General features: G+C 61.5%; 15 protein-coding genes. 6 read left to right on the top strand and 9 right to left on the bottom strand.

The annotated features are described in order from the left end of the window. Positions 1-4: 4 nt before the first annotated feature. Genes ACVOMB_RS00615 through ACVOMB_RS00600 form a run of 4 tightly spaced genes read left to right on the top strand, consistent with a single transcriptional unit; the run spans position 5 to position 2,810 of the window. Complete coding sequence (locus ACVOMB_RS00615) at positions 5-838, top strand: alpha/beta hydrolase (protein ID WP_481529550.1); 834 nt, start codon at positions 5-7, stop codon at positions 836-838. A 1-nt stretch (position 839) separates the two neighbouring features. Beyond that, a complete protein-coding gene (locus ACVOMB_RS00610) occupies positions 840-1,199 on the top strand; it encodes an EamA family transporter (protein WP_481529455.1) in 360 nt (119 codons plus the stop codon). Further along, a complete protein-coding gene (locus ACVOMB_RS00605) occupies positions 1,196-1,606 on the top strand; it encodes a DMT family transporter (protein WP_481529454.1) in 411 nt (136 codons plus the stop codon). Before ACVOMB_RS00610 ends, ACVOMB_RS00605 begins: the two co-directional genes overlap by 4 nt. Next, positions 1,587-2,810, top strand: a complete 1,224-nt coding sequence (locus ACVOMB_RS00600) for a DegT/DnrJ/EryC1/StrS family aminotransferase (protein WP_481529453.1) — start codon at positions 1,587-1,589, stop codon at positions 2,808-2,810. Before ACVOMB_RS00605 ends, ACVOMB_RS00600 begins: the two co-directional genes overlap by 20 nt. Here ACVOMB_RS00600 and ACVOMB_RS00595 read toward each other — a convergent pair. From ACVOMB_RS00595 to ACVOMB_RS00565, 7 genes are read right to left on the bottom strand one after another with little or no spacing between them, the layout of a single operon-like run. After that, positions 2,807-3,865: a sterol desaturase family protein gene (locus tag ACVOMB_RS00595; protein ID WP_481529452.1), complete on the bottom strand. Its 1,059-nt coding sequence runs from the start codon at positions 3,863-3,865 to the stop codon at positions 2,807-2,809. The two genes, ACVOMB_RS00600 and ACVOMB_RS00595, sit on opposite strands and share 4 nt — an antisense overlap. After that, on the bottom strand, positions 3,866-4,768 hold the full coding sequence (locus ACVOMB_RS00590) for an arginase family protein (protein WP_481529451.1): 903 nt from the start codon (positions 4,766-4,768) through the stop codon (positions 3,866-3,868). It abuts the gene before it with no gap. Next, positions 4,755-5,804: a GNAT family N-acetyltransferase gene (locus ACVOMB_RS00585; protein WP_481529450.1), complete on the bottom strand. Its 1,050-nt coding sequence runs from the start codon at positions 5,802-5,804 to the stop codon at positions 4,755-4,757. Before ACVOMB_RS00585 ends, ACVOMB_RS00590 begins: the two co-directional genes overlap by 14 nt. 6 nt (positions 5,805-5,810) lie before the next feature. Beyond that, positions 5,811-7,040, bottom strand: coding sequence for a beta-ketoacyl-[acyl-carrier-protein] synthase family protein (locus ACVOMB_RS00580; protein WP_481529449.1), 1,230 nt, complete (start codon positions 7,038-7,040; stop codon positions 5,811-5,813). Then, entirely contained in the window at positions 7,040-7,330 is a 291-nt protein-coding gene (locus ACVOMB_RS00575) for a phosphopantetheine-binding protein (RefSeq protein WP_481529448.1), read from the bottom strand. The genes ACVOMB_RS00580 and ACVOMB_RS00575 overlap by 1 nt, the downstream gene beginning before the upstream one ends. Before the next feature lie 39 nt (positions 7,331-7,369). Continuing rightward, complete coding sequence (locus ACVOMB_RS00570) at positions 7,370-8,767, bottom strand: aspartate aminotransferase family protein (protein WP_481529447.1); 1,398 nt, start codon at positions 8,765-8,767, stop codon at positions 7,370-7,372. A 53-nt stretch (positions 8,768-8,820) separates the two neighbouring features. Continuing rightward, positions 8,821-9,513, bottom strand: coding sequence for an HAD-IB family phosphatase (locus ACVOMB_RS00565; RefSeq protein ID WP_481529446.1), 693 nt, complete (start codon positions 9,511-9,513; stop codon positions 8,821-8,823). Positions 9,514-9,866: 353 nt separating this feature from the next. Here ACVOMB_RS00565 and ACVOMB_RS00560 point away from each other — a divergent pair, with 353 nt between their 5' ends. Next, positions 9,867-10,559 (top strand): MipA/OmpV family protein, encoded by a 693-nt coding sequence (locus tag ACVOMB_RS00560; RefSeq protein WP_481529445.1) that lies wholly within the window; start codon positions 9,867-9,869, stop codon positions 10,557-10,559. 20 nt (positions 10,560-10,579) lie between these two features. On the opposite strand, the gene ACVOMB_RS00555 is transcribed toward ACVOMB_RS00560, so the two are convergent. Continuing rightward, complete coding sequence (locus tag ACVOMB_RS00555) at positions 10,580-11,299, bottom strand: LrgB family protein (RefSeq protein WP_481529444.1); 720 nt, start codon at positions 11,297-11,299, stop codon at positions 10,580-10,582. Further along, entirely contained in the window at positions 11,289-11,696 is a 408-nt protein-coding gene (locus ACVOMB_RS00550) for a CidA/LrgA family protein (protein ID WP_481529443.1), read from the bottom strand. Before ACVOMB_RS00550 ends, ACVOMB_RS00555 begins: the two co-directional genes overlap by 11 nt. Positions 11,697-11,779: 83 nt before the next feature. On the opposite strand from ACVOMB_RS00550, the gene ACVOMB_RS00545 reads away from it, so the two are divergent. Further along, positions 11,780-12,667, top strand: a complete 888-nt coding sequence (locus ACVOMB_RS00545) for a LysR family transcriptional regulator (protein ID WP_481529442.1) — start codon at positions 11,780-11,782, stop codon at positions 12,665-12,667. Position 12,668: the final 1 nt, after the last annotated feature.

Below are 12,668 nucleotides of genomic sequence, written 5' to 3'. Positions count from 1 at the left end.
GACGATGCCAGCAGCACAGGAGTTTTACTTCGAAGGCGGCCGTGACGGCATCCTGCTGATCCATGGTTTGACCGGCACGCCAATGGAGATGCGCTTGCTTGGCAAGGGCTTGGCCAATGCTGGCTTCACCGTGCACGGCATACAGCTGCCAGGTCACTGCGGCAGCGTTGAGGAACTGATCGCCACCCGTTGGCAGGACTGGTATGCCGGCGTGGAACAAGCCGCCGATGCCTTGCGCGGCAAGGTCGACAATCTGTTTGTCGGCGGGCTGTCGATGGGCGCCGTGCTGGCCCTGGCATTGGCCGCCAAGCGCCCGGAGTGGGTGAGCGGCGTGGGGGTGTATGGGGCGACCTTCCGCTATGACGGCTGGAACATCCCGCGGATGGCAAAACTCTCGTTCCTGCTGCCTTGGTTCAAGCGCATGGGCATCGGCCGCGACCGCATGTTCATGGAGGCACCGCCTTACGGTCTGCGTGATGAGCGCATCCGCGCCCAGGTCAGCGCTTCCATGCTCGCCGGCGACAGTGCCGCCGCAGGGCTGGCGGGCAATCCTTGGCCGGCATTGGCCGAGATGTACCAGCTTTCCGCCTGGGTCAAGCCGCTGCTGCCCGCGATCACCGCACCTTGCCTGATCGCGCATGCACGAGAGGATGACATCGCCAGCCTGAAAAACGCCCAGCTGGTCGCCGCCAGAATCAACGGACCAAGCGAACTGCTGATTCTGGACAACAGCTATCACATGATCACCATCGATCGCGAACGACGCTTGCTGATTGAACACAGTGCGCGTTTCTTCAGCGCAATCGCCGCACAACGGCGCTTGGCCGACGCAGCCTGACATGTCGGCTCTGGTCGTTACCTTGTGGTTGCTCAACGTAGTGCTCGACACCGCGGGCCAACTGGCGTTCAAGGCCGCCGCCTCCGACCCCGATGCCGGCGAAGGCATCGCACGCTGGAAACACATGCTGGCCCGCCCGTGGCTGGGGATTGGCATCGCCTGCTATGTGCTGGAGTTCGTCGCCTGGATCGCGTTCCTGTCCCTGGTGCCGTTGTCGCGCGGCGTGCTGTTGGGCTCGATCAACATCGTCGCCCTGATGTTGGCTGGCCGCTTTCTGTTCAAGGAGCGGCTCACCCGCCTGCGGGTGGCGGGCATGTTGCTGGTCAGCCTCGGCGTGGCGGTAGTGGGAGCGGCTGGATGAAGCGCTTGTATCTGTTGGGTTTCCCACTGCTGATGACCTTCGACACTCTGGCGCAGCTGTGTTTCAAGCTGGCCGGTGATGCCGCCCTGCCGGTCGAGGCCAACAGCGCCTGGATCCTGCGGGTACTGGCGCAGCCTTGGGTGTACGGCGCCATTCTTGGCTACATCGGAGCATTCTTTACCTGGATGAGCCTGCTCAAGCACGCCCCTATCGGCCCGGCATTTGCCGCCTCGCACCTGGAGGTTGTCAGTGTGCTGTTGCTTTCAGCATGGCTGCTGCAGGAGCCACTGGGCCCAGTACATGTGCTGGGTGCATTGCTGATTGTGAGCGGTATCGTCTGCCTGGGCGTGGCCGAGTCCAGGGATCCGCACGCGGCGGAACCGGCCGATGTCCGCACCGACCACTGAGCTGCCACCGACGGGTGGCCTGCCGCTGCACTGGCGCGACTTTCTACCCGGTGGTGAGCCGCTCGGCAAAACGGTGGCACGCTTGTTCTACACGCCCGAGATGCAACTGGAATGCTCGGGTACTTCCGCGCTCTGGGTGGCACTGCGCACATTGCAGCGCCTGCATCCAGACCGCAATGCAGTGGTACTGCCTGCCTATACCTGCCCGTTGGTCGCGATCGCCGCGCACTCGCTTGGGCTTGAGCTGCGCCTATGCGATCTGCAGCCCGGGCAGCTGGACATGGACCCCATACAACTGGCCCGGCTCTGTGATGCACGTACGCTCGCAGTGCTGCCTACCCATCTGGGCGGGCGCGTCGCCGATGTCGCCACCGCCCGTGCCATCGCCCATCACCATGGCGCCCATGTAATTGAGGACGCCGCGCAAGCGCTGGGAGCGTTCAGCCAAGGGCGCAGCGTCGGCCTGCACGCAGACATCGCATTTTTCAGCCTGGCAGCGGGCAAAGGGCTCAGCCTCTATGAAGGCGGACTGCTGCTCAGCAACAACCCAAGTCTGCAGCAGGAGCTGAAGCTTACCTCGCAACGCGAGATCGACCGCCAGTGGCTTTTCGAGCTGCGTCGCTGCGCCCAGCTGTTGGGCTTGGCCATCTGCTACCGGCCGCGCCTATTGCCATTTGTCTATGGCCAGCCGTTGCGTGCAGCACTGGCCGCAGGCCGCGCCGAAGATGCTGTCGGTGATGTATTTGCGCTGCAGATTCCGCGCCACCGGGTCAGCCGCTGGCGCCAGAACATCGGCCACCGGGCGGCAGCAAGGCTGCCCGCGCTGTTGCACAGTGGGCGCGAGCGCGCAGCACACTGGCGCTCCCGGCTCAGCCACCTGCCGAACCTGCGGGTGCTCGGCGACCGACCGGGGGATGAAGGCGTATGGCCGGTGCTGCTGCTGTACTTCGACAATGCAGATCATCGCGATGCGGTATTGCGCCGCCTGTGGACGCAAGGTCTGGGCGTCAGCTGCATGTTCGTGCATGCGCTCCCCGACTACGCCTATCTGCAGCCACTATTGGCCGGCGGCGACACGGCAGTGCCCAACGCTCGCGCATTCGCCGCACGGACATTGACGATCGGCAACAGCGCATGGCTGGATGAGCCGCGCTTCAAACGCATCCTTGCAGTGCTGCAGGACGTACTTGCTGCTGACAGCTAGGAATCGGCCAGGGCGTCCGCTTCCGCCCCGGTTGCTTCCTCCAAGCGCGGCACTGCCGTCTCCGCATGATGCACGGCAACTGGCTGGCAATCCTCGGTGAAGGAGACCTCGCCAAACTTCCAGCCCAGCGGCTGCTTTACGCAGCCCCAGAAGCGCCGCACGGCGTGCCACTGCATCGCGACCAGGCCACGCTCGTTGTCGGCATCCACCACCGGGTCGGCTACACCGGTAGGCCGCACCGGCTCGTCGTACAGCCAAGTGCCGAACGCGATGTCCCAGAACGGAAAGACCTGTGCAAAGTTGCAGTTATGCAGCGTGGGCCGCTGCGGATCCACCACCATGTGGTGCAAGCGATGAAACAACGGGTCGACCACCAACCGGCTTCCCAAACGACCAAAGCCGAAGCGGATATTGGTATGCGAATAGTTCTGTACCAGCTCACCCAGCAGCATCAATGCTGCAAACTCATCGACTTCAACGCCGGCCAACAGGCCTACACCGGCGAGGATGAAAGACTGCAATACGCCGTCCAGGTAACTACCACGGTCGTTGGACCAGCAACTGAGCTGACGCTGGCTATGGTGCAGGCTGTGCAGCGCCCACCACCATGGGATGGCGTGTTGAGCGCGGTGCATCCAGTAGTAGACAAAGTCGTACAGCAGGTAGTACACCGCAAACAGCAGCAGCGGATGCTGCTGCAACCACGGAACCCAACCTCGCAGCCCGTGCACGGTGGTGGCCGCGACGGTAGCGCTATCCCCCATCGAGGCCAACGGCGACAACACCAGATAGCTGAAGAGCGGAAACAAGCCGAGCAGCATCAGCAGGGTATAAGTGCGATCGATCCGGGTCAGACGCCGATCGCTCCAACGCTCAGCCGGCCATAGGCTTTCCAGCGGCCGGAACACGCCGGCAATCAAACCCAACTGCAGACCAGTCAGCAGCAGCGCGACCGCTATATCACGCGGATCATCATGACGCCCCAGCCACTGCAGCACCGGCGCAACCCAGTGATCGGCCAGCCAAACCACCAACGCCCAGCCATGCGGGTCCATTCACCCTCCCTGCACGTTTGCCGGTGCCGCCAATGCCGCCAGCAACTGCTGGTTCACCTCACGCTGCTGCAGCTGCCAGTCATGCAACTGCGCGTCGGGGATGATCGGTTGCCCGTCCAAGGCCGACATCAAGCGTTTCAAACGACTCTTATACCGGTGTTGCGATACCTCGCCGGTAATGTCGCTGCCAACCATACCGCCACGCCGAAGGCAGGCAATAATCGCCAGCGCATGCGGCAGCTGAAAGCACCCCTGATCCCAGTTGGTACGCGCGACCTCCGCGGCGAAAACATCCTTGTCGATGGACAAGTAGCTCGGCTGCGGCTGCTGCCGCTGCTCATCGATGAACGTATGCACCAAGCTGTCAGCGTCATCGAACTGGCGAAAGCAGCCATCCAGCCCCAGCCAACGCGCCCATGACACATCCACACCAACACTCCAGTAGCTGAGTCTGCCCCGCAGCAGGGGGAGCAGTCGGTTCTCCCAGGCATGTGCGCGCCCGATATCGGCCGAAGTGATGCCCACCACGTGCACATGGCTGATCTGTGGCAGTGCCGCGGCCCAGCTTATCCACGAGCCGCAGTGAATGCCGAACGGATAGCGCATGTTGTCCGGATGGTTGTCCAGCACCACCAATTGGAATGTTGCTCCTCCAGACATACGTCGCAGCAATGGATAGCTCAGGTGATGGAAGTCACCACTGCCGATCAGCACCGTTCCATGTTGTTGCGGCAGCTGCTGATCGATGAACCTGCAGGCGCGACTTAGCGTGGAACGGCTGCAGGAAAAACGGAGCTCTTCCTGCCATGCACGCATATCCACGGTATCTGTTCCGGCCAGCGGCAGCACCGCAGCATCCAGATCCAATATCACCGCATTTTCGCCGACGTCAGCCACCACCATCTGCCTCTTTCTGAAAGAACCGTGCGCACCGCCGCAGCACCGGCCGCAGCAGTCCGTTGCGTACCCACACCGCGTGCCAGGTGGAGGTGACCGACGCACCGAGCTGCCGTTTGATGCGCGAATCCGTCCAGCCGGCAACGTAGTGACTCAAACCCTCATCCAGCGCGTACTGGATGTTATGCACCCAGCTGACGAAGTACAGATTGGACTGCCTGGCCTGCGGGTAGCGCAAACCGATGTACTTGTCGACCAGCTTTCCCTCATAGATGTAGCACAGGTTCCAGCCGATCAGCTGCCCCTGCGCGAAGTACAGAAACATGCGCCCGCCACTGTTCCGGTCGCGCAGCAATGCATCGAAGAACTGTCTGGAGAGAAGATCGAAGTGCACCTCGCTCTGCGCATGCACACTCAGGTACAACTCGTAGCATTGCGCGATCGATTCGGCGCTGAACCAGGCGTCACCGGTCTCCACGCACCGAATATCAAGCCCGTCACGCGCCTTCAGCTTGCGCCGCATGTCTTTCCTACGGTTGCTGCTCAGCCGTTGCAGGTATTCATCGATCGACTGAAAGTCGATTGCCAGCCAGGCCAAGGGCATGCCTTCCAGCAGCGCAAAACCATTGCGCTGCAACGCGGTAACCAGCGCCGCGCTACTTCGATTTGCCCTTGCATCGAGCAGCGGCGACTCCACTGCGATATCCTTCATCACCAGCAGCCTGCAGCGTCGACCGTGCTCTCCCAGAAGGGCGGCGACCGTCTCCTCTGCGGGCGCATGCGGCAACGGCAGGTATTCGGTGGTGGTGCAGCCAACGAAACAGGTTTTCCAGCGCAGGTAGCGCTGCCAATAGGCGTAGCCCGGCAGCTTCCGCAAGCGTCTGCTGATGTCCTCATCCAAGGTGGTCATCAGATCGTAGTCGGCGACGAATACCGGAATACCCTGTGCCGTCAGTCCTGCTTCGAAGCCTTCGGGTGGATGATCGACAAACTGCCGCACCAGACTGCCAGGCTCCAATGCGGATTCGTAACGGAAGCCCATGCCGGTCTAGATCCGACGCAGCGCAAGCACGGCATTCAACCCGCCAAAGGCGAACGAATTACTCAGCGCTGCATTTACCGGTGAGGATCGGGCGGCATTGGGCACGTAATCGAGATCGCATTGCGGATCTGCCAGATCATAGTTGGCAGTAGGAGGCACCAGGCTCTCGCGCATCGCGCACAGCACAGCTACCAACTCCAGCGCCCCCGATGCACCCAGCGCATGCCCATGCATGGACTTGGTTGCTGACACCAAGGGCGCGCCCGCGATACCACCAAACACCTGCTTGATCGCCTGCGTCTCGTTCAGATCATTTGCCTGGGTCGCGGTGCCGTGGGCGTTTATGTAGTCGATCTGATCAGGACGCAACTGCGCATCCTGCAGCGCCCGCTGCATTGCCATCGTCGCGCCTTTCATCTCCGGCGCCACGATGTCACCTGCGTCCGAGCTCATACCGACACCGGCGATCTCCGCCAGAATCGTGGCACCGCGTGCCTGGGCATGTGCCAATGACTCCACTACGAACACCGCCGCCCCTTCTCCCAGCACCAGTCCACGCCGATTGGCGCTGAAGGGCCGGCAGGTATCGTCAGCCAATACCCGCATTGCCTCCCAAGCACGCAGCGCGCCAAACCCAAGACATGCCTCGCTACCACCTGTTACCGCAACGTCCATCGCACCGGCACGGATCAACTGCACCGCCTGGCCAATGGCGTGATTGCTTGAGGCACAGGCGCTGGCAACCACAAAACTTGGGCCGTGCAGGCCGTAGCGCATGCTGATCTGGCTCGCCGCCGCATTGGTCATCGCGCGGATGATGGTGAGCGGATGCAGGCGCTGCGCGTTCTCCGCGTACAGGCGGCGATACTGCTCATCCTGCGTTGTTTCGCCGCCAACACCACTACCAATGATGCAACCGCTGCGTTCAGCGGTTGTTTCCAACGAGAAGTCGATACCGGACTGGCGCACCGCCTCATCCGCAGCCAGCAGCGCCAGCTGCGACACCCGATCCAGCTGCGGCAACAGCTCGCGACTGAAGTGTGCCTCGGGCTGATAGGTGTCGGGCAGCTGCGCTGCCACCGCCACCTTCAGTTCCTCGGCACGCGCATGACGCAAAGGGGCGATTGCCGACCGCCCCTCACTCAGCCCCGTCCACAACGCATCGGCGCCCAAGCCAAAAGCGCTGACCGCACCCATGCCGGTAATCACCACGCGCTGCCGTGCTGGGCTCATCATCAGGCTCCGACGACTGCAGACCCTTGCGCCTGCAGTGCCTGCATTACCAGATCCACCAGGTCCTGCAGCGTGTCGCTGCCAAGGCTGTCGGCACGCGCATCCGGGAAGGTGATGTTGAATTTCTCCTCGATATCGAAAATGAGTTCAACTGCGTCCAGTGATGCCACTCCGACGTCGCTCAATGTCGCCTGGGGCGTCAACAACGCAGCATCGAAGCCGGCCGGCATGTGCGCAACAACAAGCTGATTGATTGCGGTCCGCACGCCCTCACAGTCGTAGCTGGGATTCATGTCAGATTCTCCTCGGTTATGTACACCATCAAAGGGAAATTACTTCGCCCTGGTGATGAGCTGATCGAGCAATGCCATAGCGGTGTCGATCTCTTCGTAACTGATGTCCAGCGAGGGTGCGAAGGTGATGACATTTTTGTACCAACCACCAACATCCAGCACCATGCCCATCCGCTTTCCGTCATGCAACAGATCGCCGGCCAAACCAATATCCACCATTCGATCAAGCAGCTCGCGATTGGGCGTGAAGCCGTCGTCGGTGCAGATTTCCGCACGCAAGGCCAAGCCCAAGCCATCCACATCACCGATCTCCGGGTGCTTTTTCTGCAACCCGCGCAAGCCATCAAGGAAGTAAGCGCCCTTCTCCGGAACGGTGCGCTCGTAGCCCATTTCCTCACCGAGCTTCAGCACTTCGAGGCCAAGCCGGGTGCCAAGCGGATTCGAATTGAAGGTGGAGTGCGTGGAGCCCGGCGGGAAGATCGTTGGATTGATCAGTTCCTCGCGCGCCCACAAACCAGACAATGGATTCAAGCCATTGGTCAAGGCTTTTCCGAACACAAGAACATCGGGCTGCACGCCGAAATGTTCAATCGACCACAGCTTTCCGGTCCGCCAGAAGCCCATCTGGATTTCATCCACAACCATCAGGATGCCGTACTTGTCCAGCACCCGTTTCAGACCGGTGAAGAAGTTACGCGGTGGAATCACGTAGCCGCCAGTTCCCTGGATCGGCTCGACGTAGAACGCGGCGTATTCGGCCTGCCCGACTTTTGGATCCCACACGCCGTTGTACTCGCTCTCGAACAAGCGCTCGAACTGGTATACGCACTGATCGGCATACTCCTCCGGCGTGAGGTGCTTGGGGCGACGGAACGGATACGGAAACGGAATGAACATCGCGCGCTCGCCAAAATGGCCGTAGCGACGACGATAGCGGTAGCTTGACGTGATCGACGATGCCCCAAGGGTCCGGCCGTGATAGCCACCCTCGAAGGCAAACATCAGGCTCTTGCCACCACGCGCATTGCGCACGATCTTCAGCGAGTCCTCGATCGCCTGCGCACCACCCACATTGAAGTGAACCCGCCCGTCCAGACCAAACCGATCCTTGACCCCCAGCGCAATGGTTTTGGCCAGCTGCACGCGGGTTGGATGCAGGTACTGGCTGGCCACCTGTGGCAGCTGGTCGATCTGATCCTTCAACGCATCATTCAGACGCTTGTTGGAATAGCCAAAGTTGCACGCCGAGTACCACATCTGCAGATCCAGATACGGGGTACCTTGCGCATCGAACATATAGCTGCCTTCGCAGCGATGAAACACCTTCGGTGGATCCACATAGTGAACGGTGTCACCGAAGGAGCTGTAGCACGCCTCGTCCTGCAGCAGCATGGCATCGGACATTTCCGGGGCGATGTTCTTGTCGAATATATTCATTGGCATACCTGAAAGTTGTGATTCAGTGAGTACACGAAAGCCTGTGCGGACTTTCAGACCAAGGCGGGTACAGCAGCGGGCTGCAGCAGGTGGTCAAGACGACCGGCCAGCAGCTCCGGCAACAGCGCCTGCGCCTCTTCAAAGCAACTGATGGCGACATAGGGGATGCCCGCAGCGCGGCAGTGCTCTACCAGACGATTCTTGGCAAATACAAAGTCGGCACGATTGGCGACACAGAAATCAGATGCACCGTCACCGATCAGCAACACGCGGCGCGCGGCTTCCGTTCCTTCATCCCCGACAAACCTGCACTTGCAGGTTCCGCTACGGCAGCCAGCTGCCTGCAACGGCGATTCCAGCGTCCATTTTCTGTTGCCTGCAGCGACGAGGTGATTGGCTGATACCGGCAACCATTGAAGATCATGCCGCACCAAAATGCGTTCAATGGCATAGTCCAGCCCGTCGCTGACGATGCGCAAAGGCACCCCGATGGCGCGTGCATGCCGCGCGAACGCCGGGAACCCATGATCGATACGCACCTGATCCAGATGCCCATCCAGAGTTGGGCGATCCAACTCCAACAACTCGACCTGGCCTTTCATGCACTCGCGCGAGCCGATCCGGCCTGCCCGCCAGTCATCTTCCAGCGCCTGCCAGCCGGGGCGCCCGTACTCACACAGCAGTGAGTCGATGACATCTTCAACGCTCACCGTACCATCGAAATCACACAGGACTTTCCATTGCATCCGATGCTCCGCTGGGCTTACAGGGGACGCTGCCCCAAGCCGTTACGCCCGGCGATTCCGGACAGGACGGACTCTAGGCGCGCTTTCTTTCGCCCGCCTTTCCTAGCCCAGGAACGATTGCCGCGTTCATTCAGAAGTTAGCTGGCCACCGACAAAGCTCCGACATCCGCCTCATCCCAAAGGAACCTTTGGCTGATTAGGATGGTCCACGCAGATTCCAGAACCGAGCATCCACCATCATGGGTATATCCTGCCCGCGTACTTCCCAAGCCGGCCTGTTACTGGCCGGCAGCGCTTTGTTTCTATTCCTTGGCGATGCATGCGCCGAAGACCTCGGCACGAGAAGCAACGCCATGACAACCGCTATCGGTGTTGCCGCGCAGCGCACGCCGAACTTGCTGGGTGCCAACAGCGACCAATGGCAGCCACTGCCCTTCTTTGATATCGAAAAGCCCGGCGTGGGCGAGCTATCCAGCACCGACGGGCTCACCCTGCACCTGCCCCATCAAGGGCCATGGGAGGCCGGGCTTTATGGCGACTATCTATGGGGCCGCAGCCATTCGGATATGGGGCCCAAACTCTCAGGCAAGATACCCAGCCTTTCACCGCGCGTGCATGCCGGTATCTACGCCGAATACCAGTTTTCGCCGCACACCGCCCTGGGCGCGAAACTCAGCCACGACCTCACTGGCAGCGGCGCTTACCTCAACCTGTATCTTGACTACGACCTACCCAAGATCTGGTACATCGAACACTCCTTGACCGTCGATTGGCGGGGGATGAATCGTTCGGCGATGCAGCGCTTTTTCGGACTCTCGGCGCAGTCGGCAGCGGCCCTTGGCACCTCAAGCTGGAGCCCCGCTGGCGGCAGCCAACAGGTCTCGGCCAACTACTCAATCTTTGTTCCGACCAGCCAGCACACCGGTATTGCCGCATCGCTTGAGTACGCGCACCTGCTTGGCGATGCCGCCCACAGCCCGCTGGTCACCCAGTACGGCAGCCGCAATCAACTGGAACAATCGATCGCCTTCATCTACCACTTCTGACTTCCAGCAGCCCATAGCACTCAGGCCTGCAGCAGCATCACCAACAATGGTGCGGCAGCCACGTTCAAGACGCCGGCCATCACCATCACCAACCCAGCGATTGCGCCCTCACTCTCGCCCAGCTCGCGCGCCTTGGCCACGCCCATGCCGTGCGCACCCATACCGAACAAGGCACCTCGCGCCATTGCACTGCGCACCGGCAACAGCTTGAGCAACAACTGCCCACATAGCGAACCGCAGACACCGGTGATGATCACAAACACCGCGGTCAGCTCGGGGATGCCGCCGATGCGCCCGGATACGTCCATCGCGAACGGCGTGGTTACCGAGCGCGGCGCCAAGCTCAAGCGCAGTTCCGGCGACAGATGCAGGGCGGTGGCCATCATCCAGGCAGCGACAATCGCCACGCCGCTGCCGACCACCACTCCAGCACCCAGCACCTTCCAGTGCCGCGCGATCAACGCCCGCTGCTGATGGATGGGCACTGCAAATGCCACGGTTGCCGGCCCCAACATCGCCACCAGCCAATGCGTGCCACGCAGGTAGTCGTGATAGTTGGCGTGCAACAACAGGGCCAAGCCCAGCAAAACCAGCGGCGCAATGATCAAGGGCGAAGCCCAGGCCTTGCCGCTACGCAGATACAGCTTCTTGGCCAGCAGGTAGACCGCCACCGTCAGCACCGCCCATAACAACGGCCACAGCAACTGTGCCGGCTGCTGCATCAGCTTCTCAACGCTCATGACGCTGACTCCAGCGCAGCAGCAGTTCGACGGTCACCGCCGTGCTTGCCATGACCAACAAGGTTCCGGTCACAACCACCAGCAACAGCTTCAGGCCGAGCCAGCCGAACATCTGCCGGTTGTCGAGCAGGATCATTGCCGCCGGCACGAAGAACAACAGCATTTCCGCCAGCAACCACTGCGCACCGCGCGTGAACGAGCGTGGTGACAACCAACGCATGGCGAAGGCCAGCAGCAGCACCAGCAAGCCAACGATGCCAGCTGGCACGGGCACAGCCAAGCGCTGCATCGACGTCTGAGCGAGCAGCCAGATCACCACCAGAACGCCGATCTGCAAGCAGGCGCTACGGCGTAAGCCACGCCGCAGGCCCAGTTGGCCGCGGCGCAAAGACGACATCAAGGTTTCCATTCCCCCCTATGTACGCCGGGCTGATCTATAAATAAAATGAATTCATTGCATCCAATGGATTCCATCTAAGAATGGACATCAGACAGCTACGCATGCTGGTGGAAGTGGTCCGCCATGACGGCTTTTCAGCGGCCGCCGAGGCGGTGTTCGCAACCCAGCCAACCATCAGCAAGGCGATCCGCCAGCTGGAGGACGAGCTGGGTGAAGTGCTGCTGCAGCGCTCCCGCAATGGTGTGCGGCTGACCCCGGCCGGGCAGATCGTCTATCGGCGTGCTTTGGCCCTGCTAGGCGAGCGCGAGGACATGCTGCGTGAGCTGGAAGAACTGCGCGACCTGCAGCGCGGCGAACTGCATCTCGGCCTGGCTTCGCTCGGCAGCGACATCCTGTTCGCGCCGGTATTTGCCCGCTTCCGCCAGCTCTACCCGCAGATCGAGCTGCGCGTACTCGAACGCGGCAGCGAAGCACTGGAGGAAAGCCTGCGTGCAGGTGAAATCGAACTGGCCGCCAGTCTGCTGCCGGTTGCCGATGACCTGCAATGGCAAGCCGTGCGCACCGAGCCACTGGTTGCCCTGCTGCCGCGGCAGCATCCACTGGCCGGTGCGGCCAGCCTGCAGCTGCAGGACCTGGCCGACGTCCCCTTTGTGCTGTTCGAGAAGGGTTTCCTGCTGAACCGGCACATCATCCAGGCCTGCCAGGCACGTGGCTTCAGCCCGCGCGAAGTCACCCGCAGTGGGCAACCTGACTTCATCGTCGCGCTGGTCGCAGCCGGCCTGGGCGTGGCCCTGCTGCCACGCATGATCGCCAACGCCCGCCCACGTGCAGATGTGGTGATCGTGCCACTGGATGAGCCGGAACTGGACTGGAAAATGGTGTTGGCCTGGCGTCGCGGCGGCTATCTGTCCACCGCGGCGCAGGCATGGCTACGGCTGGTGGAAGCACAGCACAACCAAGCCGATTGAG

It is taken from the genome of Stenotrophomonas sp. STEN018, assembly GCF_056760235.1.
Note: the sequence above shows the minus strand (reverse complement) of the source record. Positions and strands in the feature narration are given on the sequence as shown.

Excerpts from the sequence above, each read along its gene's own strand:
- ACVOMB_RS00605 (WP_481529454.1), top strand. The coding sequence starts at position 1,196 with ATGAAGCGCTTGTATCTGTTGGGTTTCCCACTGCTGATGACCTTCGAC.
- ACVOMB_RS00585 (WP_481529450.1), bottom strand. The coding sequence starts at position 5,804 with ATGGGCTTCCGTTACGAATCCGCATTGGAGCCTGGCAGTCTGGTGCGG.
- ACVOMB_RS00545 (WP_481529442.1), top strand. The coding sequence starts at position 11,780 with ATGGACATCAGACAGCTACGCATGCTGGTGGAAGTGGTCCGCCATGAC.
- ACVOMB_RS00565 (WP_481529446.1), bottom strand. The coding sequence starts at position 9,513 with ATGCAATGGAAAGTCCTGTGTGATTTCGATGGTACGGTGAGCGTTGAA.
- ACVOMB_RS00595 (WP_481529452.1), bottom strand. The coding sequence starts at position 3,865 with ATGGACCCGCATGGCTGGGCGTTGGTGGTTTGGCTGGCCGATCACTGG.
- ACVOMB_RS00615 (WP_481529550.1), top strand. The coding sequence starts at position 5 with ATGCCAGCAGCACAGGAGTTTTACTTCGAAGGCGGCCGTGACGGCATC.
- ACVOMB_RS00610 (WP_481529455.1), top strand. The coding sequence starts at position 840 with ATGTCGGCTCTGGTCGTTACCTTGTGGTTGCTCAACGTAGTGCTCGAC.
- ACVOMB_RS00560 (WP_481529445.1), top strand. The coding sequence starts at position 9,867 with ATGACAACCGCTATCGGTGTTGCCGCGCAGCGCACGCCGAACTTGCTG.
- ACVOMB_RS00550 (WP_481529443.1), bottom strand. The coding sequence starts at position 11,696 with ATGTCGTCTTTGCGCCGCGGCCAACTGGGCCTGCGGCGTGGCTTACGC.
- ACVOMB_RS00600 (WP_481529453.1), top strand. The coding sequence starts at position 1,587 with ATGTCCGCACCGACCACTGAGCTGCCACCGACGGGTGGCCTGCCGCTG.
- ACVOMB_RS00580 (WP_481529449.1), bottom strand. The coding sequence starts at position 7,040 with ATGATGAGCCCAGCACGGCAGCGCGTGGTGATTACCGGCATGGGTGCG.
- ACVOMB_RS00555 (WP_481529444.1), bottom strand. The coding sequence starts at position 11,299 with ATGAGCGTTGAGAAGCTGATGCAGCAGCCGGCACAGTTGCTGTGGCCG.
- ACVOMB_RS00570 (WP_481529447.1), bottom strand. The coding sequence starts at position 8,767 with ATGAATATATTCGACAAGAACATCGCCCCGGAAATGTCCGATGCCATG.
- ACVOMB_RS00590 (WP_481529451.1), bottom strand. The coding sequence starts at position 4,768 with ATGGTGGTGGCTGACGTCGGCGAAAATGCGGTGATATTGGATCTGGAT.
- ACVOMB_RS00575 (WP_481529448.1), bottom strand. The coding sequence starts at position 7,330 with ATGAATCCCAGCTACGACTGTGAGGGCGTGCGGACCGCAATCAATCAG.